This window comes from Streptomyces caelestis (assembly GCF_001279005.1).
In the GTDB taxonomy this organism is placed as follows: Bacteria; Actinomycetota; Actinomycetes; order Streptomycetales; family Streptomycetaceae; genus Streptomyces; species Streptomyces heliomycini.
In genome coordinates, this window is the sequence record NZ_LGCN01000107.1 from 1 (window position 1) to 20,343 (window position 20,343).

Annotated in this window: 15 protein-coding genes and 1 pseudogene; 6 read left to right on the top strand and 10 right to left on the bottom strand. The window is 72.5% G+C overall.

Annotated features, from left to right (window positions below):
- Positions 1–63 precede the first annotated feature (63 nt).
- The gene (locus ADK41_RS09970) at positions 64–1,575 is read left to right on the top strand and encodes a hypothetical protein (RefSeq protein ID WP_030832876.1); all 1,512 of its coding nucleotides are present in this window, start codon (positions 64–66) and stop codon (positions 1,573–1,575) included.
- Between the two features lie 74 nt (positions 1,576–1,649).
- Here the strand turns inward: ADK41_RS09970 and ADK41_RS09975 are convergent, their stop codons facing one another.
- The 4 genes from ADK41_RS09975 to ADK41_RS09990 form a co-directional block, all read right to left on the bottom strand.
- Positions 1,650–3,779 (bottom strand): 3-hydroxyacyl-CoA dehydrogenase NAD-binding domain-containing protein, encoded by a 2,130-nt coding sequence (locus ADK41_RS09975; RefSeq protein ID WP_030832873.1) that lies wholly within the window; start codon positions 3,777–3,779, stop codon positions 1,650–1,652.
- Entirely contained in the window at positions 3,776–4,993 is a 1,218-nt protein-coding gene (locus ADK41_RS09980; RefSeq protein WP_030832870.1) for a thiolase family protein, read from the bottom strand. The genes ADK41_RS09975 and ADK41_RS09980 overlap by 4 nt, the downstream gene beginning before the upstream one ends.
- Before the next feature lie 282 nt (positions 4,994–5,275).
- A complete protein-coding gene (locus ADK41_RS09985) occupies positions 5,276–6,310 on the bottom strand; it encodes a LacI family DNA-binding transcriptional regulator (protein WP_030832867.1) in 1,035 nt (344 codons plus the stop codon).
- A complete protein-coding gene (locus ADK41_RS09990; RefSeq protein WP_030832864.1) occupies positions 6,307–8,688 on the bottom strand; it encodes a glycoside hydrolase family 2 protein in 2,382 nt (793 codons plus the stop codon). The genes ADK41_RS09985 and ADK41_RS09990 overlap by 4 nt, the downstream gene beginning before the upstream one ends.
- Before the next feature lie 151 nt (positions 8,689–8,839).
- On the opposite strand from ADK41_RS09990, the gene ADK41_RS09995 reads away from it, so the two are divergent.
- From ADK41_RS09995 to ADK41_RS10005, 3 genes are read left to right on the top strand one after another with little or no spacing between them, the layout of a single operon-like run.
- Positions 8,840–10,156 carry an ABC transporter substrate-binding protein gene (locus tag ADK41_RS09995; protein ID WP_030832861.1) on the top strand — a complete coding sequence of 439 codons (1,317 nt, stop codon included), beginning with the start codon at positions 8,840–8,842 and terminating at the stop codon, positions 10,154–10,156.
- Positions 10,156–11,109, top strand: a complete 954-nt coding sequence (locus tag ADK41_RS10000; protein WP_030832857.1) for a carbohydrate ABC transporter permease — start codon at positions 10,156–10,158, stop codon at positions 11,107–11,109. Before ADK41_RS09995 ends, ADK41_RS10000 begins: the two co-directional genes overlap by 1 nt.
- A complete protein-coding gene (locus tag ADK41_RS10005) occupies positions 11,106–11,936 on the top strand; it encodes a carbohydrate ABC transporter permease (protein WP_030832854.1) in 831 nt (276 codons plus the stop codon). The genes ADK41_RS10000 and ADK41_RS10005 overlap by 4 nt, the downstream gene beginning before the upstream one ends.
- Positions 11,937–12,491: 555 nt before the next feature.
- Here ADK41_RS10005 and ADK41_RS10015 read toward each other — a convergent pair.
- From ADK41_RS10015 to ADK41_RS10025, 3 genes are all read right to left on the bottom strand, one after another.
- A complete protein-coding gene (locus tag ADK41_RS10015) occupies positions 12,492–13,790 on the bottom strand; it encodes a ribonuclease D (protein ID WP_030832848.1) in 1,299 nt (432 codons plus the stop codon).
- 161 nt (positions 13,791–13,951) lie between these two features.
- Positions 13,952–14,614, bottom strand: a complete 663-nt coding sequence (locus ADK41_RS10020; RefSeq protein ID WP_004923664.1) for a helix-turn-helix transcriptional regulator — start codon at positions 14,612–14,614, stop codon at positions 13,952–13,954.
- 265 nt (positions 14,615–14,879) lie between these two features.
- Entirely contained in the window at positions 14,880–15,563 is a 684-nt protein-coding gene (locus ADK41_RS10025; RefSeq protein WP_078662099.1) for a DUF3000 domain-containing protein, read from the bottom strand.
- Between the two features lie 128 nt (positions 15,564–15,691).
- On the opposite strand from ADK41_RS10025, the gene hemE reads away from it, so the two are divergent.
- Positions 15,692–16,786, top strand: coding sequence for a uroporphyrinogen decarboxylase (hemE, locus tag ADK41_RS10030; protein WP_030832841.1), 1,095 nt, complete (start codon positions 15,692–15,694; stop codon positions 16,784–16,786).
- Between the two features lie 102 nt (positions 16,787–16,888).
- A complete protein-coding gene (locus ADK41_RS10035; protein ID WP_078662098.1) occupies positions 16,889–18,916 on the top strand; it encodes a SpoIIE family protein phosphatase in 2,028 nt (675 codons plus the stop codon).
- Positions 18,917–18,948: 32 nt separating this feature from the next.
- On the opposite strand, the gene ADK41_RS10040 is transcribed toward ADK41_RS10035, so the two are convergent.
- The 3 genes and pseudogenes from ADK41_RS10040 to ADK41_RS10050 all read right to left on the bottom strand — a co-directional run.
- A complete protein-coding gene (locus ADK41_RS10040; protein ID WP_063756591.1) occupies positions 18,949–19,290 on the bottom strand; it encodes an SAV_915 family protein in 342 nt (113 codons plus the stop codon).
- A gap of 3 nt (positions 19,291–19,293) precedes the next feature.
- Positions 19,294–20,186, bottom strand: a pseudogene (thpD, locus tag ADK41_RS10045) (ectoine hydroxylase).
- Positions 20,187–20,192: 6 nt separating this feature from the next.
- Positions 20,193–20,343 (bottom strand): ectoine synthase (locus tag ADK41_RS10050; RefSeq protein ID WP_030832834.1); only part of this gene is annotated, 151 nt, incomplete at its 5' end.

A 20,343-nucleotide genomic window follows, 5' to 3' on the forward strand; every position in this document is an offset into this window, starting at 1 on the left:
CCGGGCACTTCGCCCCCCGCCACTGAGTCCCCCCGCTCACCCCCTCGAGACTGGAAGCCGCGCATGTCCACAGCACCGCCGAAAGGACGCCGACTGATCCACGGGATCGACAGGTCGGGCGCCCATCCGGTCGAGTACCGTTTCGCCCACGCCAAGAGCGGCAACCGGCACCTCGTCGTCGTGTTCGCGAACTTCGGCGTCACCGACGACTACGGCTGGTCGAACGGCGTCTTCGACCCGGTGCGGGCCAACGTCCTCTGGATCCGCGACCGGTTCCACGGCATGAACAGCTACTACCTGTGCCGGGACATGGACTTCTCCCTGGAGCAGTCGGTGGCCGCGGTGATCGGCAACGTGATGCGGTCCCTGGACCTGACCCCGGACGACGTCACGCTGTGGGGCGGTTCCAAGGGCGGCAGCGCGGCCCTCTACTTCGGCCTGCGGTACGGGTTCCGCAACATCGTCTCCATCGTGCCGCAGTTCCTGATCGGCACCTACGTCCGCACCAAGCACCCGAAGGTCGCGCGGTTCATGCTCGGCGAGGGGGTGCCGGAGCAGAACGTACGGGCGGTCGACGCGCTGCTGCCCGACCTGGTGCGGTCCGGAGCCAACCGCGGCGCCAACATCTACCTGCTCTCCTCGCCCCAGGACGAGCAGTACCCGGAGCAGGTCGAGCCCTTCCTCGGACTCTTCCAGGGGTACGACAACTTCAACTTCATCTTCAGCGAGTCCCCGTTCATCACCGACCACACGCAGGTCACCCGGCGCAACGTCCCGGTGCTGATGGGCATCGTCAACTGCCTCGCCGACGGCCTCGCCCCGCGCCTGGGATTCGTGCGCAACGGCTACGAGCAGCCGGAGCGCGACACGGCGGCCATCGACGCCTACCTCTCCGCGAACTCCCCGGAGCCGGCCGGCCGGGTCGCCCCGCCGGTGGTCACCGTCCCGGCGTCCGGTGCGCGGCTGCCCAGGGACGGCGTCTCCTTCCAGGGCACGGCCCCGGGGGCGGTGCGGGTGAGCCTGTGGGAGAACGGCAAGTTCCTCGGCTCGCCCCCCGTGGCCCCGGACGGCACCTGGTCCTGGCGGCTCAGCAAGCCCTGGAGCAAGGGCGGTCACACGGTGAAGGCGGTGGCCTGGAACGCGGCCAAGGAACACAGCCGGGGGACCGAGGTGCGCTTCCTGACGGAGGACGGCGACCTCGCGGGCACGGCGCCCGGGGCGCCGGCGCGGCCCGGCCTCCAGGCCGCGGCCCGGCACGTGCCGGGGCAGCCGCTCCGGGCGCCGCAGGTGACGACCCCCGAGTGCTACGAGCAGGTCATGGGGTCGGCCGTGCGGTTCACGGGCTCGGCGGGCGGGGCCGCGCAGGTCGGCTTCCGGGCGGAGGGCACGCTGCTCGGCACCTGCCCGGTCGCGGCCGACGGGCGGTGGACGTGGGACGCCGGGTGGGCGTGGCAGGAGGGCATGCACACGGTGGAGGTGTTCGCCGTGGACGCCGTGGGAGCCGAGTCCCCGGCGACCCTCCTCCCCTTCGCCGTCCTGAACGCACCGGCCGGGGCCCGGCCGTTCGGCCACTGACGGATCGCACCGCGGGGAACGGAGCGAGGAGGGCCCCGCACGCGGGGCCCTCCTCGTCGGCGTCCTGACCGGGCTTACGCGGGCACGCTCGCCACGCCCGCCTCCAGGAACCGCTTCCCGTTCACCCGCTCGGAGACGCCCTCGCGGTCCAGGTACGGCGTGACGCCGCCCAGGTGGAAGGGCCAGCCGGCGCCCGTGATCAGGCAGAGGTCGATGTCCTGGGCCTCGGCGACGACGCCCTCGTCGAGCATCAGGCCGATCTCCTGGGCCACCGCGTCCAGGACGCGGTCGCGGACCTGCTCCTCCGTCAGGACGGTGTCGCCCTGCTGGAGGAGGGCGGCGACCTCCGGGTCCAGCTCGGGCTTGCCGCTGTCGTAGACGTAGAAGCCGCGCTTGCCCGCCTTGACGACGGCCGCGAGGTTGGGGGAGACCGTGAAGCGCTCCGGGAAGGCCCGGTTCAGGGTCTCCGAGACGTGCAGGCCGATCGCGGGGCCGACCAGCTCCAGCAGGACCAGCGGGGACATCGGCAGGCCGAGCGGCTCCACCGCCTTCTCCGCGACCTCGACCGGGGTGCCCTCGTCGATGACGTTCTGGATCTCGCCCATGAAGCGGGTCAGGATGCGGTTGACCACGAACGCCGGGGCGTCCTTGACCAGCACCGCGGTCTTCTTCAGCTTCTTGGCGACACCGAACGCCGTGGCCAGCGCGGCGTCGTCGGTCCGCTCGCCGCGGACGATCTCCAGCAGCGGGAGGATCGCGACCGGGTTGAAGAAGTGGAAGCCGACGACCCGCTCGGGGTGCTTCAGCTTCGACGCCATCTCCGTCACGGAGAGGGAGGAGGTGTTGGTCGCCAGGATCGCGTGCGCCGGGGCGACCGCCTCGACCTCGGCGAACACCTTCTGCTTGACGCCCATCTCCTCGAACACGGCCTCGATGACGAAGTCCGCGTCCGCGAAGCCCTCGGCCTTGTCCAGCACACCGGAGACCAGCGCCTTGAGGCGGTTGGCCTTGTCCTGGTTGATCCGGCCCTTGCCGAGCAGCTTCTCGATCTCGGCGTGGACGTAGCCCACGCCCTTGTCGACGCGCTCCTGGTCGATGTCGGTCAGCACGACCGGCACCTCCAGGCGGCGCAGGAAGAGCAGGGCCAGCTGCGAGGCCATCAGACCGGCGCCGACGACGCCCACCTTGGTGACCGGGCGGGCCAGCGACTTGTCCGGGGCGCCGGCCGGGCGCTTGCCGCGCTTCTGCACCAGGTTGAACGCGTAGATGCCGGAGCGCAGTTCGCCGCCCATGATCAGGTCGGCGAGCGCCTGGTCCTCGGCGTCGTAGCCCTGCTGGAGGTCGCCGTTCTTGGCGGCGGCGATGATGTCGAGGGCGCGGTAGGCGGCCGGGGCGGCGCCGTGCACCTTGCCGTCCGCGACGAAGCGGCCCTTGGCGACGGCCTGGTCCCAGGCCTCACCGCGGTCGATCACCGGGCGCTCGACGACGATCTCGCCCTTGAGGACGGCCGCGGTCCAGATCAGCGACTGCTCCAGGAAGTCCGCGCCCTCGAAGATCGCGTCCGCGATGCCGAGTTCGAAGACCTGCGCGCCCTTGAGCTGCTTGTTCTGGTTGAGGCTGTTCTCGATGATGACCGAGACGGCCTTCTCGGCGCCGATCAGGTTCGGCAGCAGTGTGCAGCCGCCCCAGCCGGGGACCAGACCGAGGAAGACCTCGGGCAGGGAGAACGCGGGGACGGCCGCCGACACCGTGCGGTACGCGCAGTGCAGGCCGATCTCCACGCCGCCGCCCATCGCGGCGCCGTTGTAGTACGCGAACGTCGGCACGGCCAGCTTCGACAGCCGCTTGAAGACGTCGTGGCCGCCCTTGCCGATGGCGAGCGCGTCCTCGTGCCGCTTCAGCAGCTCGACGCCCTTGAGGTCGGCGCCGACCGCGAAGATGAACGGCTTGCCGGTGACGCCGACGCCGACGATCCCGCCGTCGGCGGCCTCCTTCTCGACCTGGTCGATGGCGGCGTCGATGTTCGCCAGCGACTGCGGGCCGAGGGTGGTCGGCTTGGTGTGGTCGTGGCCGTTGTCGAGGGTGATGAGCGCGAAGCGCCCGGCCCCCAGCGGCAGGTCGAAGTGGCGTACGTGCGCGCTGGTGACGACCTCGCCGGGGAACAGCTCGGCCGCACCCTTCAGAAGCTCTGCGGTGGTGCTCACTTGTCCCCCTCGAAGTGCGGGTTCTCCCAGATGACCGTCGCGCCCATGCCGAAGCCGACGCACATGGTGGTCAGGCCGTAGCGGACGTGCGGCTGCTCCTCGAACTGGCGGGCCAGCTGCGTCATCAGCCGGACGCCGGAGGAGGCCAGCGGGTGGCCGAAGGCGATGGCGCCGCCGTACTGGTTGACGCGCGCGTCGTCGTCGGCGATGCCGTAGTGCTCCAGGAAGGCGAGGACCTGGACGGCGAAGGCCTCGTTGATCTCGAACAGACCGATGTCGGAGATGGACAGGCCGGCCTGGGCCAGGGCCTTCTCCGTGGCCGGGATCGGGCCGTAGCCCATGACCTCGGGCTCCACACCCGCGAAGGAGTAGGAGACCAGGCGCATCTTGACGGGCAGGCCGTTCTCGCGGGCGAAGTCCTCGCTCGCGATGACCGAGGCGGTGGCGCCGTCGTTCAGACCGGCCGCGTTGCCGGCGGTGACCCGGCCGTGCACGCGGAACGGGGTCTTGAGGTTCGCCAGGTTCTCCAGGGTGGTGCCCGGACGCATCGGCTCGTCGGCGGTGACCAGGCCCCAGCCCGTCTCGCCGGCCTCCTCGTTGGTGCGGCGCACCGAGACCGGCACCAGGTCGGCCTGGATCCTGCCGTCGGCGTACGCCTTGGCGGCCTTCTCCTGGGAGCGGACCGCGTACTCGTCGGCGCGCCGCTTGGTGATGCCCGGGTAGCGGTCGTGCAGGTTCTCCGCGGTCATGCCCATGAACAGGGCGGACTCGTCGACCAGCTTCTCGCTCACGAAGCGCGGGTTCGGGTCCACGCCCTCGCCCATCGGGTGGCGGCCCATGTGCTCGACGCCGCCCGCGATGGCGACGTCGTACGCGCCGAAGGCGACGGAGCCGGCCACCGTGGTGACGGCGGTCAGGGCGCCGGCGCACATGCGGTCGATGGAGTAGCCCGGGACCGAGGTGGGCAGGCCCGCGAGGATGCCGGCCGTGCGGCCGATGGTCAGGCCCTGGTCGCCGATCTGCGTGGTCGCGGCGATGGCGACCTCGTCGATCCTCTTCGGGTCGAGGCCGGGGTTGCGGCGCAGCAGCTCCCGGATCGCCTTCACGACGAGGTCGTCGGCGCGGGTCTCGTGGTAGATGCCCTTCGGGCCCGCCTTGCCGAACGGGGTACGGACGCCGTCGACGAAGACGACGTCCCTGACGGTACGAGGCACGATGGCTCTCCTCCAGGGTGCGGGACGCTGAGCGCTTGCTTACGGGCCATGCTACTTGTGGGTAACGTGACTGCCCAGTCCCGTAGGCCGGAGCGGTGAACATCACACGTTCGCCTCGCCCCCACCGCCCCTTCCCGTCCCGAAACCGGGGCTCCGCCCCAGACCCCGCTCCTCGAACGCCGGAGGGGCTGAAGTCAGCCCCTCCGGCGTTCGAGGAGCGGAGGTTCGGGGGCAGCGCCCCCGGGGATGGGAACGGGAGAGGGCGGCGGGGGCGAAAAAGCCTCACGGCGGCGCCGTGGACCCCCGAGGCGTCAGCACCGGCGTCGGTACCGGATGCGACCCCGGGTCTTCCCCGGCGATGACGCCGAACAGCGTTCGTGCCACCTCCGCACCGAACCCGTGCACATCGTGACTCATCGCCGACAGCGTCGGATGCGTCAGCCGGCACAGCTGCGAGTCGTCCCACGCCAGCAGCGACACGTCGTCCGGCACCCGCAGCCCCATCTCCGCCGCCACCGACAGCCCCGCCACCGCCATGATGTCGTTGTCGTACACGATCGCCGTCGGCCGCTCGCCCGGCGCCGCCGCCAGCAGCGAGCGGGTCGCCCGCGCCCCCGCGTCCCCGGAGAAGTCCGTCGCCACCTGCCACGCCCGCGCGGCCGGCTCCAGCGCCCGCACCGTCTCGTCGAACGCGGTCGTACGGATCGAGGTGTGCCCGAGCGCCGCCGCGCCGCCCACCCGGGCGATCCGCCGGTGCCCGAGCGCCGCCAGGTACCGCACCGCCTCCGTCACGGCCGTGGCGTCGTCCGTCCACACGGAGGTCAGCCCGCCCGTCAGCGACGGGTGCCCGACGGCCACCACCGGCAGCCCCAGCCGCCCGGCCACCGCCGGGCGGGGGTCGTCGGCCCGGAAGTCCACCAGGATGGACCCGCCGACCTGCCGGCCCCTCCACCACGACTCCATCAGCCCGACCTCCTCGTCGGGACTGCGCACCAGCCGCAGCAGCAGCGCGCAGGACCGCTCGACCAGGACGCTCTCCACCCCGGAGACGAACTCCATGTAGAACGGCTCCAGGCCGAGCAGTCGGGCGGGCCGGCACACCGCGAGGCCCACCACGTCCACCCGTGACCCGGCCAGCGTGCGCGCGGTCGGACTCGGCGCCCACCCCAGCTCCCGCGCCGCCCGGAAGATCCGGTCGCGGGTCGCCTCCGACAGGCCGGGTTTCCGGTTGAAGGCGAGGGACACGGCCCCCTTGGACACGCCGGCGCGCGCGGCGACGTCCTTGATGGTGACACGGGGGGCAGGCGTCGCCGTCATCGAGTGGGCTCCACGCAGTACAGGGCGCGGCGGGCGGTGTCCGGGTCCGGAGTCCTCCAGCCCCGCACCCCGATGGTCACCTCTTCCCCGGGCAGCAGGGTCACCAGCCCCCGGTCGGCCACCGCCTCCGGGTCCAGCCGGTCGGCCTGGAGCAGCAGGTCCCGTACGAGGGTGCGGGCCGTGACCGTGATCCCGTCCGGGGCGAGGGCGACCTCGAACTCGGGCCGCGGGTACGGGATCTCCCGGTCCGGCGCGGGGAAGTGCAGCGCCCGCACCTCCTCCGCGTCGGCGACCAGGAACTCCTTCGGGCCGGCCGGGACCAGACCGGCCGGGACCCCGATCACCGCCACCGTCCGCCCCTCGGCGGCCAGCGCCGGGCGGGCCTCCCCGAGCACCGTGCCGTCGACGGACATCCGGCGCAGCCGCAGCGTGCCCCGCCACTGCCCGGCGGACTGGTTGACCGCCGCCACCACCAGACCCGCACCGTCCACCCGCACGGTCAGCAGCCGGTCCGCGTACAGCCGCCGCAGCTCGTGGTAGAGCGGCTTCTCCCGGCCGTCGCCGTCGATCGCCGCCCACGAGGTCACCGGCCAGCAGTCGTTGAGCTGCCACACCACCGTGCCCGCGCACACCGGCCAGTGCGAGCGCCAGTGCTCGATCCCGGCGGCGATCGCGCGCGCCTGGTTGACCTGCGTCAGGTAGTGCCAGCGGTCGAAGTCCCCCTCCGGCACGGCGAAGTGGCGGGCCAGCCCGCGCTCCAGCTTGCCGTTGCCGTCGTCCGCCTTCTGGTGGTGCAGCATGCCGGGGGAGTCCGGCGCGAGTTCCTCCCCGGGCAGCGCCCGGCGCAGCGTGGCGTACGCGGGCGGCGCCTGCCAGCCGAACTCGGCGACGAAACGCGGCACATGGCGACGGTAGTCGGCGTAGTCGGTGCGGTTCCACACCTCCCACGAGTGGTGCGTGCCGTGCGCCGGGTCGTTCGGGTGGTGCAGCCAGGAACCGGACCAGGGACTGCCCGCCGTGTACGGCCGGGTGGGGTCCGACTCCGCGACGACCCGCGGCAGTACGCCCAGGTAGTAGCCCTCGCCCCAGGAGTCCCCGGCCAGCCCCGGCTCCCAGCCCCAGTCCCGGAACCCCCACAGGTTCTCGTTGTTGCCGTTCCACAGCACCAGCGAGGGGTGCGGCATCAGCCGTACGACGTTCTCCCGGGCCTCCGCCTCCACCTCCCCGCGCAACGGCCGCTCCTCGGGGTAGGCCGCGCAGGCGAACGGGAAGTCCTGCCAGACCAGCAGTCCCAACTCGTCGCAGGCGTCGTAGAAGTCCTCGCTCTCGTAGATCCCGCCGCCCCAGACGCGCACCAGGTCCACGCCCGCGCCGGCCGCCTGTTCCAGCCGCCGCCGGTAGCGCTCCCGGGTGATCCGGGACGGGAAGACGTCGTCCGGGATCCAGTTGACGCCCCGCGCGAACAGCCGCTCCCCGTTGACGACCAGGGTGAACCCGGTGCCGTGGGCGTCGGCCGAGGTGTCCAGCCCCACCGTCCGGAACCCGATCCGGCGCCGCCACGAGTCCAGCGCCTCCTCGCCGTGCAGCAGCGTCAACTCCAGGTCGTACAAAGGCTGTTCACCGTACCCCCGGGGCCACCACAGTCGTGCGTCCGGCACCCGCAGCCGTACGGTCCCCGCCGTGCCGTCGATCTCCGCGCGGGCGCGTACGCCGCCGACGCGCGCCTCCGCGGTGAGCGGCGCCTCGATGCGGGAGCGCTCCACGTCGACGGCCAGCTCGACCTGCCCCGTGCCGTCCTCGACGGTCACCAGCGGGCGCACCCGGGCGATCCGGGCCGTCGACCAGTGCTCCAGCCGCACCGGCCGCCAGATCCCGGCCGTCACCAGCGTCGGCCCCCAGTCCCAGCCGAACGAGCAGGCCATCTTGCGGACGTACTGGTACGGCTCGGCGTACGCGCCGGGGCGCTCGCCCACCGCGCCCCGCACCGCCTCCGCCTCGGCGTACGCGGAGGCGAACCGCACGGTGAGCCGCCCGCTCAGCCCTGTCACGTCGAAACGGTACGAACGGTGCATGTTCCGCGTCCGGCCCAGCGTCCGGCCGTCGAGCAGGACCTCGGCGACGGTGTCGAGCCCGTCGAAGACCAGATCCGTCCGCTCGTGCGCGCCCGCCCCGGCGGTCAGCTCCGTCTCGTACGTCCAGTCCCGCCGGCCCACCCACGCCACCTCGGTCTCGCTCCGGCCGAGGAACGGGTCGGGGATCAGCCCGGCCGCCAGCAGATCGGTGTGCACGCACCCCGGCACCGAGGCGGGGAGCGCGTCCCCCGTGCCGTCAGGGTGTCGCAGGGTCCATCCCTCGGCGAGCGGTGTGACCTGACGCATGCACACTCCCTAAACCGGTCGAGCCCTGTCGGGGCAGCGCTTTGACATCGTTGTCTCAATAGCGACTTTACCGGTTCAGCACGTGGCTGCCAGAGTGCCGAACCAGCCAACCCACTCGTGCTCGTCCGCCCCGTGAACGGAGCTGATGCACATGTACCGCCGCACCGCACTTTCCGGATCGATCGCCCTCCTCGCCCTGCTGGCCTCCGCCTGCACGGGCACGGGGGGCTCCTCGAAGGGCGCGGACGCCGAGGCGCCCGACGACCCGTCCGAGGTCAAGGGCTCCATCACGGTCCTCACCCACCGGACCGACCTGGTGCAGGACGGGACGATGAAGAAGTACGCCGCCGAGTTCAACAAGACCTACCCCGGTGTGAAGGTCGAGTTCGACGGCCTCACCGACTACGAGGGTGAGGTCAAGATCCGCATGAACACGGAGAACTACGGCGACGTCCTCATGATCCCGGCGGTCGTCGAGAAGAAGGACTACCCCAGGTTCTTCGCCTCCCTCGGCACCGCGGCGGAACGCGAGGCCGAGTACCGCTTCACCGGCTACTCCACCGTCGACGGCAAGGTCTACGGCCAGAGCCCGATCGGAGTCGTCCCCGGCTTCGTCTACAACAAGAAGGTGTGGAGCGAGGCCGGCGTCACCGACTGGCCCACCACCCCGGCCGAGTTCCTCGACGACCTGAAGGCGATCAGGTCGAAGACCGACGCGGTGCCGTACTACACCAACTTCAAGGACATGTGGCCGCTGACCCAGTGGACCAACGTCAACGGCTCCGTCGGCTGCGACACGGACGCCACCACGAAGCTCGCCGAGGGCGACCCGTGGGCCGAGGGCGCCGACCTGCGCGTCGGCGACACCCTGCTCCACGACATCGTCAGCGGCGGACTGGCGGAGAAGGACCCGACCACCACCAACTGGGAGGGCTCCAAGCCCAAGCTGGCCAAGGGCGAGATCGCCACCATGTGGCTCGGCTCCTGGGCCGTCGTCCAGATGCGGGACGCCGCGGAGCAGGCCGGCGCCGACCCCGCCGACATCGGCTTCATGCCCTTCCCCGCGCAGAAGGACGGCGCCTTCTGCGCGGTGACCTCCCCGGACTACCAGCAGGCCGTCAACGTCAACTCCGACCACAAGGAGGCCGCCCGCGCCTGGATCGACTGGTTCACCGACGAGTCCGGCTACGCGGCGGCCAACCTCGCCCTGTCCCCGCTGAAGGACGCCCCGCTGCCCGAGATCCTCAAGCCGTACGAGGAGAAGGGCGTCAAGCTCATCGACCTCGACGACAGCAAGGGCGCCGAGGTGAAGTCCATCGACAACCAGTCCGAGGTCGGCATCTACAAGCCCGACTACCGCCAGGAACTCGTCGACCTCGCCCGCGGCGCCCGCAAGGGCGGCCTCGACGACTACCTCGGCGGCCTCGGCGAGCGCTGGGCCGAGGCACGGAACTCGCTGGGGTCCTGATGACGGACACCACCCGCAAGGCGGCGCGGCCCAAGGCCCCGGCCGCGGCCGCCGGGCCGAAGCGGGCGGCGCCCGCCCCGCGCCGCACCCGGCTGACGCGCCGCCTCACCCCGTGGCTCTTCCTGATCGCCCCGCTGGCCCTGCTGCTGACCTTCACCTACGCGCCGATCGCCAACATGATCGCGTACAGCTTCACCGACTGGGACGGCATCAGCCCCGAACTGAACTGGACCGGCACCGAGAACTACACCGAACTCCTCACCCGCTCCGAGCTGTTCGAGGTCTTCTTCGTCAGCGGCTACTACCTCGTCGCCTCCGTGGTGCAGATCGGCCTCGCCCTCTACTTCGCCACGGTCCTCAGCTTCGACGTCCGCTTCCGGAACTTCTTCAAGGGCGTGCTGTTCTTCCCGTACCTGATCAACGGGGTGGCGATCGGCTTCGTCTTCCTCTACTTCTTCCAGGACGGCGGCACCCTCGACTCCGTACTGCGCCTGCTCGGCGTCGAGACCGACCACGCCTGGCTGGGCACGCCGTCCTCCGCGAACACCTCACTGGCCGGCGTCTCCGTCTGGCGTCACCTGGGCCTGAACTTCGTCCTGTTCCTCGGCGCGATCCAGTCGATCCCGGGCGAGCTGTACGAGGCGGCCGAGATCGACGGGGCGAACCGCTGGCACCAGTTCCGGCACATCATCGCGCCCGGCATCAAACCCGTGCTGAGCCTGAGCGTCATCCTCTCCGTCTCCGGCTCGCTCTCGGTCTTCGAGATCCCGTACATCATGACCGGCGGCGCCACCGGCACCGAGACCTTCGTGATCCAGACGGTGAAGCTGGCCTTCCAGTTCAACAAGACGGGACTGGCCTCCGCCGCCGCCGTGGTCCTGCTGCTGATCGTCCTGGCGGTCACCTGGGTGCAGCGGCGCATCGTCCCCGACGAGAAGGTGGATCTCGTATGACCCGCCGCACCGTGGCCCGCGCCCTCGTGTACCTGTCGCTGGTCCTCGCGACCCTGGTCGTGCTGCTGCCGCTCACCGTGGTCTTCCTGACCTCGCTGAAGTCGTCCCGCGAGATGGCGGACGGCAGTGGGGCGCTGGCCCTGCCCGACGACCCGCTGAACCTCGACAACTACGTGACCGCGTTCCGGGACGGCCAGATGCTGTCCGCCTTCGGCAACACGGCGGTCATCCTGGTCGTCGCCGTCGGCGGCACCGTCCTCATCGGCTCGATGACCGCGTACGCGATCGACCGCTTCCACTTCCGCTTCAGGAAACCGGTCGTCGCCCTGTTCCTGCTCGCCGCGCTGGTCCCGGGGGTGACCACCCAGGTGGCGACCTTCCAGATCGTCAACAGCTTCGGCATGTTCGACAGCCTGTGGGCGCCGATCGCGCTCTACATGGGCACGGACATCGTGTCGATCTACATCTTCCTGCAGTTCATCCGTTCCATCCCGGTCTCCCTGGACGAGGCGGCCCGCCTGGACGGGGCGGGCGCCTTCACCATCTACCGCAAGGTCATTCTCCCGCTGCTCAGACCGGCGATCGCGACGGTGGTGATCGTGAAGGGGATCAACGTCTACAACGACTTCTACATCCCCTTCCTCTACATGCCCTCCGAGGACCTCGGCGTGATCTCGACGTCCCTGTTCCGCTTCAAGGGCCCGTTCGGGGCGCACTGGGAGACGATCTCGGCGGGCGCGGTCCTGGTCATTCTCCCCACCCTGCTCGTCTTCCTCTTCCTCCAGCGCTTCATCTACAACGGCTTCATGAGGGGAGCGACGAAGTGAGGGTGCGGGCTCCCGGGAGGCGGTCAGGACCGCCTTCGACGTCTGCCCGAGCGGTGCGCGGGAACCGGACGGGCCGAGCGCGCCGAAGGCCGGGCCGCCGTCGCCGGGGCGGGCCGCGAGGGCGCCGGGCGCGGTGAACGCACCGGTTTGGGCCGTGCCCGCTCCGGCGTCGAGGGCGAGCGGTCCGCCCCGCGGACGCCGACGCCGAGCACGGCCGTCCCACCGCGGGCGAAGAAGTCCGCGTGCGGGGCGCCCGGCACGTGCGGGACGCGCTCGACGGCGCTCGCGGTCCCGGACGCCGTCGAGACGCGGAGGTCCCCATCGAGGTCGCCCGCCCGCCGGGCCTCCGGGTGGTCCGTCCCGGTGGCCCGTACGACCGTCCGCGCCGACGACGGCCGGCGGGCGGGCCCGGCGGTCACCGGGTCGGCCTCGTCGCGCGAGGTGCACGCCGGTACGGGCCCGGCGTCGGCCGCGCCGGCTTCCGGGAGCCTCCCGACCGCCGGCCTCCTGGCCGGTGCCGCCACCGGGCCCGGCGCCCGGTCGCCGGGACGGTGCTCAGGCGCCCCGGTCGGCGCCGGGGGCCAGTGCGGTGACCAGCACCGGTGTCACCTGTTCCACCTGCCAGGCCCGTGCGCCGTACCCGGTCAGCGCCGCGGCGACCGCCCGGGCGTCGGCCGGTCTAGGCGGCTCCCAGCACACCCGCCGTACCGTGTCCGGCGTGATCAGGTTCTCCGGCGGCATGTTCAGCCGCTCGGCGAGCGCGGCGACGCCCGCCCGTGCCGCGGACAGCCGCGCCGCCGCCGCCGGGTCCTTGTCGGCCCACGCGCGCGGCGGCGGGGGGCCGGTCACCGGCTGGCCGGGCTGGGGCAGCCGGTCCTCGCCCAGCGCCTTCGCCCGGTCGACGGCCGCCTGCCACTGCTCCAGCTGGCGGCGCCCCACGCGCTGCCCGAACCCGTTGAGTGCGGCGAGGGCGTGGAGGTTGGCCGGGAGGGCGAGCGCGGCCTCCACGATCGCCGCGTCGGAGAGCACCTTGCCGGGGGAGACGTCCCGGCGCCGGGCGATCCGGTCGCGGGTCTGCCACAGCTCCCGCACGACGGCCATCTGCCGGCGCCGGCGCACCTTGTGCATGCCGGAGGTACGCCGCCAGGGGTCCTTGCGGGGCTCGGGCGGCGGCGCCGAGGCGATCGCGTCGAACTCCTGCCGGGCCCAGTCCAGCTTGCCCTGCCGGTCCAGCTCCTTCTCCAGCGCGTCGCGCAGGTCGACCAGGAGCTCGACGTCGAGGGCGGCGTAGCGCAGCCAGGGCTCGGGCAGCGGACGGGTGGACCAGTCGACGGCGGAGTGGCCCTTCTCCAGGACGAAGCCGAGGACGTTCTCGACCATCGCGCCGAGCCCGACCCGGGGAAACCCGGCGAGGCGTCCGGCCAGTTCGGTGTCGAAGAGACGGGTGGGCACCATGCCTATCTCGCGGAGGCAGGGCAGGTCCTGGGTGGCGGCGTGCAGCACCCACTCGACGCCGGACAGCGCCTCGCCGAGACCGGACAGGTCGGGGCAGGCGACGGGGTCGATCAACGCGCTCCCGGCGCCCTCGCGGCGCAGCTGGACGAGGTAGGCGCGCTGGCCGTAGCGGTAGCCGGAGGCACGCTCGGCGTCCACGGCGACGGGGCCGCTGCCCGCGGCGAAGGCGGCGACCACCTCGGCGAGGGCGGCCTCGTCCGCGATCACGGGCGGAATGCCCTCGCGCGGTTCGAGCAAGGGGATCGGCGCCTCCGCAGCAGAAGATCCGCCGTCGTCCGGAGGGGCGCCTCCGGTGGTGCGCAGTGAAGGGTCTGCTGCGGTGTCGTGGGCGTCGGTCACCTGTCAAGGGTATCCGTGCCACGACGACGCCCGTCGACGGTCGTGTTCCGTGACGGGCGCCGGTGGGTCGTATTCCGGTCAGGAGGGTGAAAGGCGGTGTGCGTGCGTTCGTGGGCGGGGCGGAATCCGGGGACGGGGCGGAAGGGGACGGGCGGGGGTGGTCAGTGGATGATGCCGGTGCGCAGGGCCACCGCCACCATGCCGGCGCGGTCGCCCGTGCCGAGCTTGCGGGCGATGCGGGCGAGGTGGCTCTTGACGGTCAGTGCGGACAGGCCCATCGAGACGCCGATCGCCTTGTTCGACTGGCCCTCCGCCACCAGCCGCAGCACCTCGACCTCGCGGCCGGACAGTTCCCGGTAGCCGCCCGGGTGGCTCGGGGCACCCGGGGGACGGCGGTGCAGACGGGCGGCGGCGGCGCCGATGGGTGCGGCACCGGGGCGGGTGGGGAGCCCGAGGTTGGTGCGGGTGCCGGTGACGACGTACCCCTTCACTCCGCCGGCGAGGGCGTTGCGCACGGCGCCGATGTCGTCGGCGGCGGACAGGGCGAGGCCGTTGGGCCAGCCGGCGGCGCGGGTCTCGGAGAGGAGGGTGAGGCCGGAACCGTCCGGCAGGTGGACTTCGGCGACGCAGATGTCGCGGGGGTTGCCGATGCGGGGACGAGCCTCCGCGACGGACGAGGCCTCGATGACGTCGCGCACACCGAGCGCCCACAGATGGCGGGTGACGGTGGAACGGACGCGCGGGTCGGCCACGACCACCATGGCGGTCGGCTTGTTCGGGCGGTAGGCGACCAGGCTTGCGGGCTGCTCGAGGAGAACGGACACCAGGCCTCCTGGGGTTGGGGGACGGGGGCGGCTCGTGGGGGATGGAGCCGGGACGAACCGTGCTTTCAAGGTCACAGTCGTCTTCGGCAATAAACCTGGTGTCCTTTAACGAATGATCACGAAGTGATGAGTAACAATCCGAGCAATTCGGACGCGCGAGCGATCATTCGAAGACCGAACGGTTTCGATCTGCGTCGCAACGCTTCCGAAAGTGGCCGTGTCGACAAAGAGACGGACGCGGGCGGCGGCCGGGAGCCCCGAGGGCTCAGCGCGACTGCGGCCCCCGCCGCTGCGGCAGCGTCACCACGGACGCGTCCCCCGGGGCGGCCGGCGGCAGCCCCGCCACCTGCGCCAGCAGATCGGACCACGCGACCAGGTGGGCGGCCGTGTCCGGCGCCCCGCCCAGGCCCTCCCGCGGCGTCCAGGAGGCCCGGATCTCGATCTGCGAGGCGGCGGGCCGCGCGGACAGCCCGCCGAAGTAGTGGGAACTCGCGCGCGTCACCGTGCCGCTCGGCTCGCCGCACGCCAGCCCGCGCGCCGCCAGCGCACCGGTCAGCCAGGACCAGCACACCTCCGGCAGCAGCGGATCCGCCGCCATCTCCGGCTCCAGCTCCGCGCGCACCAGCGTCACCAGGCGGAAGGCGCCCCGCCAGGCGTCGTGTCCGGCCGGGTCGTGCAGCAGCACCAGCCGGCCGTCCGCCAGATCCTGCTCGCCGTCGACGACCGCCGCCTCCAGCGCGTACGCGTACGGGGCGAGCCGCTTCGGGGCGGGCGCGGGATCCACCTCGATCTGCGGCCGCAGCCGTGCGCCGCGCAGCGCCTCGACAGCGGCCCGGAAGGGCGGTGGGGGCGCACCCCCCGCTCCCCCCTGACCGGGGTCCCCTCCGGTCTCCTTCCGTTCGTCCATTCCGCCAGCCTCGTCCGACAGTCGTCCCTGAGCCGCAGCCATGCGGGGAAGATTAAGCGGAACGGGCCCCCGGCGCAGGGAGGGACACCCGAGCCGCCCGGCGGTGTCCGGATCCCGCCCCCGGGCCCTGGGGTCCGGACGCGTCGGCGGGTCGTGCGAGACTTGCCGGTGTGAGTGCCAACGCAAGCCCGACGGGCCAGACGCCGACCGCGACCCCCGAGCCCGCCAGGAACGACGCAGTCCGGGAATCGGCCTTCCTCAAGGCGTGCCGGCGCGAGCCCGTGCCGCACACGCCGGTGTGGTTCATGCGGCAGGCCGGGCGCTCACTGCCGGAGTACCGCAAGGTCCGCGAGGGCATCGGGATGCTCGACTCCTGCATGCGTCCCGACCTGGTCACCGAGATCACGCTCCAGCCGGTGCGCCGCCACCACGTCGACGCGGCGATCTACTTCAGCGACATCGTCGTCCCGCTCAAGGCCATCGGCATCGACCTCGACATCAAGCCCGGCGTCGGCCCGGTCGTCGAACAGCCCGTGCGCACCCGCGCCGACCTCGCCCGGCTGCGCGACCTCACCCCCGAGGACGTCTCCTACGTCACCGAGGCGATCGGCATGCTGACCCGTGAGCTCGGCTCCACCCCGCTGATCGGCTTCGCGGGCGCCCCGTTCACCCTTGCGAGCTACCTCGTCGAGGGCGGCCCGTCCCGTACGTACGAGAACGCCAAGGCGATGATGTACGGCGACCCCGGGCTCTGGGCCGACCTGCTCGACCGCCTCGCCGACATCACGGCCGCGTTCCTCGAGGTGCAGATCGCGGCCGGCGCCTCCGCCGTCCAGCTCTTCGACTCCTGGGCCGGCGCGCTCGCCCCGGCCGACTACCGGCGCTCGGTGCTGCCCGCCTCGGCGAAGGTGTTCCGCAGGGTCGCCGGCCACGGCGTCCCGCGCATCCACTTCGGCGTCGGCACCGGTGAGCTGCTGGGACTCATGGGAGAGGCCGGCGCGGACGTCGTCGGCGTCGACTGGCGCGTCCCGATGGACGAGGCCGCCCGCCGGGTCGGCCCCGGCAAGGCGCTCCAGGGCAACCTGGACCCGACCGTGCTGTTCGCCGGCCGGGAGGCCGTCGAGACGAAGGCGCGGGAGGTCCTGGAGGCGGCCGCCGGCCTGGAGGGCCACGTCTTCAACCTCGGCCACGGCGTCATGCCGTCCACCGACCCGGACGCCCTGACCCGCCTCGTGGAGTACGTCCACACGCGGACCGCGCGCTGACCCACCGCGTACGCGCCGCACGCGCGTCGGAACCCGGGAGCGGGGTACTGGGCACACGGTGCCCGCCACGCCCGCTCCCGGGCACGGGCAGGTGGAGGCCTCATGAGGCTCGAGATGTTCGACCCCGCCCCGATCGGCGTGGTCGTCACCCAGGGGCCGGAGCACCGGCTCGCGTACACCAACGCCGTCTACCGGCGGATCTTCGGCGACCGTCCGCTCGGCCGGGCGATCCGCGAGGCCTTCCCCGACCTCGCGCAGTCCGGCTACTTCGACATCTTCGACCGGGTCCTCGCCACGGGCGCGGCCGAAGTGCTCACCGCCGTCCCCGTCGACCTGGTCTTCCCCGACGCGCCGCACGAGGGCCCGCGCTACTTCACCTTCAGCGTCTCCCGCGCCACGACGAGCGACGGCCGGCAGGGCGTGCTCGGCGTGATCGTGGAGGTCACCGAGCAGGTGACCGGCGCGGAACGGATCCGCGTGCTGTCCGAGGAGCGCCGCCGCGCGCTGCAGCGCTACCGCAGTCTGGTGGACGCCGGATCCCAGGTGGTGTGGGTGACCGGCCCCAAGGGCGGGGTGACCGAGCCGAGTACCGGCTGGCAGCGGGTGACCGGGCAGAGCTGGGAGGAGTTCCGCGGCGACGGGTGGATCGACGCCGTCCACCCCGACGACCGGGCCGCCGCCGTCGAGTCGTGGCAGCGGGCACTGGACGAGCGGGCGCCCCGCTGGACCCACACCTACCGGCTGCGGCTGGCCGACGGCGGTTACCGGCACTTCGCCGTCGACGCCGCGCCGGTGCGCGACGGGGACACGGTGATCGAGTGGGTGGGCACCTGCGCGGACGTCGAGCAGGAGTGGCGGGAGACCCGCCGCGAGGAACTGCTGGCGCGGGCCGCCACCGCCACGGCCGGCATCGTGCGGCTGGAGGAGATGCTCACCGCCCTCGCCGGTGTGATCGTGCCCGACATCACCGACACCTGCACCGTCTACCTGCTGCCGCACGCCCTGTACCGCCCGCCGGGCACCCCGCTCACCGCCGAACGGGTCGCCGCCGTCACCCGTCCGGGACTGCCGGACCCGCCCCCGCACCGCGAGGAACACCTGGGGCCCGGCAGCCCGCTGGCCCGCGCCGTCGACCGGCGCAGCCCGCTGCACGCCGTCTTCCCGCCCGGTGAGCCCTCGCCCGGTCTCGCCCCGCCCGACGACGAGTCCTGGCTGGCCGAGGACGCCAACAGCGTCGTCCTGCTCCCCGTCGTGGTCGACGGCACCACCGCCGCCCTGGTCACCGCGTCCGCCAGCGGCGACCGCCCGCCCCTCGGCCGGGCCGAGATCGACCTGCTGCGCACGCTCCTGGAACGGGCCCACGTCCCCCTCCGCAACGCCCTGGAGTACCAGCGCACCCGGCAGGTGGCGCTGGCCCTCCAGCGCAGCCTGCTCACCGATCCGCCCGACGTGCCCGGCCTCGACATCGCCGTCCGCTACCGGCCCAGCACCGCCGCCGCCGAGGTCGGCGGCGACTGGTACGACTCGTTCGTGCTGCGCGACGGCGCCACCGTCCTCACCATCGGCGACGTCTCCGGCCACGACCTGCCCGCCGCCGTCACCATGAGCCAGCTGCGCAACATGCTCCGCGGACTCGCCCTGGACCGCCAGGAACCGACCGGCGCGATCCTGCGCCGACTGGACGTCGCCGTGCAGACCCTCTACCTGGAGTGCACCGCGACCTGCGTCCTGGCCCGGGTCGAGCGCCCCGCCCCCGGCCGTTTCCGGCTCGCCTACTCCGTGGCGGGGCACCCGCCGCCGCTGCTGGTCGGGGCGGACGGCGCCGCGCGCTTCCTGACCGCGGCCCGGTCCCCGATGCTCGGGCTGGATCCCCGGGCCGAGCACGCCGGCGCCGTGGAGCCGCTGCCGCCGGGCTCGACCCTGCTGCTGTACACCGACGGCCTGGTGGAGCGCCGCGACGAGGACCTCACGGTCGGCCTGGAGCGGCTGCGCCGGCACGCGGCGGCGGCCGTCCACAGCCCGCTGGAGGCCTTCTGCGACGCGCTGCTCACCGCCCAGCTGACCGTGGACAACGACGACGACGTGGCCGCGCTGGCCCTGCGCCTGCCCGCGTCCTCCCCGGCCGGATGAGCGCGGGCCGGCACGGCCGGCCCGCGCTCCGGTCACCGTCGCGGCCGCGCGTCCTTCCGCGGCCTTCGCGGGGGAGCCGCCGCGCGTGGTGGCCGGAGCGGGCGGGCCGTCGACCGCGGGTCGACGGTGAGCGCGCATCCCAGGGGTGCGGTGAGGGAGCGCAGCGCGGCGGCGGAGAGCCTGATCCAGGGGTGGTCCCGGCCGAGGGCCGCCAGCAACCGTACGGAGGTGGTGAAGGCGACGGCCGTACGGCGCCCGGAGGGAGTGCGGAAGAAGCAGGTCACGAAGTAGCCGTGTTCCGGACGGACGGGTACGTACAGCGGACCGTCCGGCAGGTCGGGCGCGGCCCCGGGATCGCTTCGGGGATCCGTCACGCTTCACCTCACCGGGGTGAAGTCCCGTGCTCCGATGAACTCGGGTCGCCGGACGGGTGCGGCGAAGGGTTCGACGGCGGTGTTCTCCACGCTGTTGAAGACGATGAAGACGTTGCTGCGGGGGAAGGGGGTGATGTTGTCGCCGGAGCCGTGCATGGCGTTGCAGTCGAACCAGGTGGCCGAGCCGGCCTTGCCGGTGAACAGCCTGATGCCGTGCTCGCTCGCCATCTTCGTCAGGGCCTCGTCGGAGGGGGTGCCCGCGTCCTGCATCTGCAGGGACTTCTTGTAGTTGTCCTTCGGGGTGGCTCCCGCGCATCCGAGGAACGTCTTGTGCGACCCCGGCATGATCATGAGGCCGCCGTTGGTGTCGTGGTTCTCGGTGAGGGCGATCGAGACCGAGATGGTGCGCATGTTCGGCAGGCCGTCCTCGGCGTGCCAGGTCTCGAAGTCGGAGTGCCAGTAGAAGCCGCTGGCGCCGAAGCCGCGTTGATCCGTGACTGGTGGACGTAGACGTCCGAGCCGAGGATCTGCCGGGCGCGTCCGACGACCCGTTCGTCGCGCACCAGTTTCGCGAAGACCTTGCTGATCCTGTGCACTTCGAAGACGGAGCGGATCTCCTTGGATTTCGGCTCCACGATCGAGCGTTCGTCGGCGCGGACGGCCGGGTCGGTGGTGAGCCGCTCCAGCTCGCGCCGGTACGCGCCGACCTCGTCGGGTCCGATGAGCTGGTCGACGGCGAGGAAGCCGTCGCGGTCCAGGGCCTGGAGGTCGGCGGCCGGGATGGGGCCGGGGGTGTCGGGGGAGCCCCAGACGACCGGGTCCTGGCGGGGGGTGGCCACCTCGGTGGCGCCGCGGGTGGGGTAGAGGTCGGTGACGTGCGTGGTCGTGGTGGTCATGGCGAGTCACGCCTCCTCGGTGCGCTGGGGGTCCCCCCAGGCCTCAGGCTCTGGGGGAGGGTAGACGCCGTTCTCGTCGTGGTCCTCCCGTCCGGTGACGGGCGGGTTGAAGACGCAGATGCAGTGGAAGTCCTCCTTGACCTTGAGCGTGTGCCGC

Bases quoted from the DNA above. Each gene is read 5' to 3' on its own strand.
- ADK41_RS09970 (WP_030832876.1), top strand. From the start codon at position 64: ATGTCCACAGCACCGCCGAAAGGACGCCGACTGATCCACGGGATCGAC.
- ADK41_RS09985 (WP_030832867.1), bottom strand. From the start codon at position 6,310: ATGACGGCGACGCCTGCCCCCCGTGTCACCATCAAGGACGTCGCCGCG.
- ADK41_RS09990 (WP_030832864.1), bottom strand. From the start codon at position 8,688: ATGCGTCAGGTCACACCGCTCGCCGAGGGATGGACCCTGCGACACCCT.
- ADK41_RS09995 (WP_030832861.1), top strand. From the start codon at position 8,840: ATGTACCGCCGCACCGCACTTTCCGGATCGATCGCCCTCCTCGCCCTG.
- ADK41_RS10000 (WP_030832857.1), top strand. From the start codon at position 10,156: ATGACGGACACCACCCGCAAGGCGGCGCGGCCCAAGGCCCCGGCCGCG.
- ADK41_RS10005 (WP_030832854.1), top strand. From the start codon at position 11,106: ATGACCCGCCGCACCGTGGCCCGCGCCCTCGTGTACCTGTCGCTGGTC.
- ADK41_RS10025 (WP_078662099.1), bottom strand. From the start codon at position 15,563: ATGGCTGCGGCTCAGGGACGACTGTCGGACGAGGCTGGCGGAATGGAC.
- ADK41_RS10035 (WP_078662098.1), top strand. From the start codon at position 16,889: ATGAGGCTCGAGATGTTCGACCCCGCCCCGATCGGCGTGGTCGTCACC.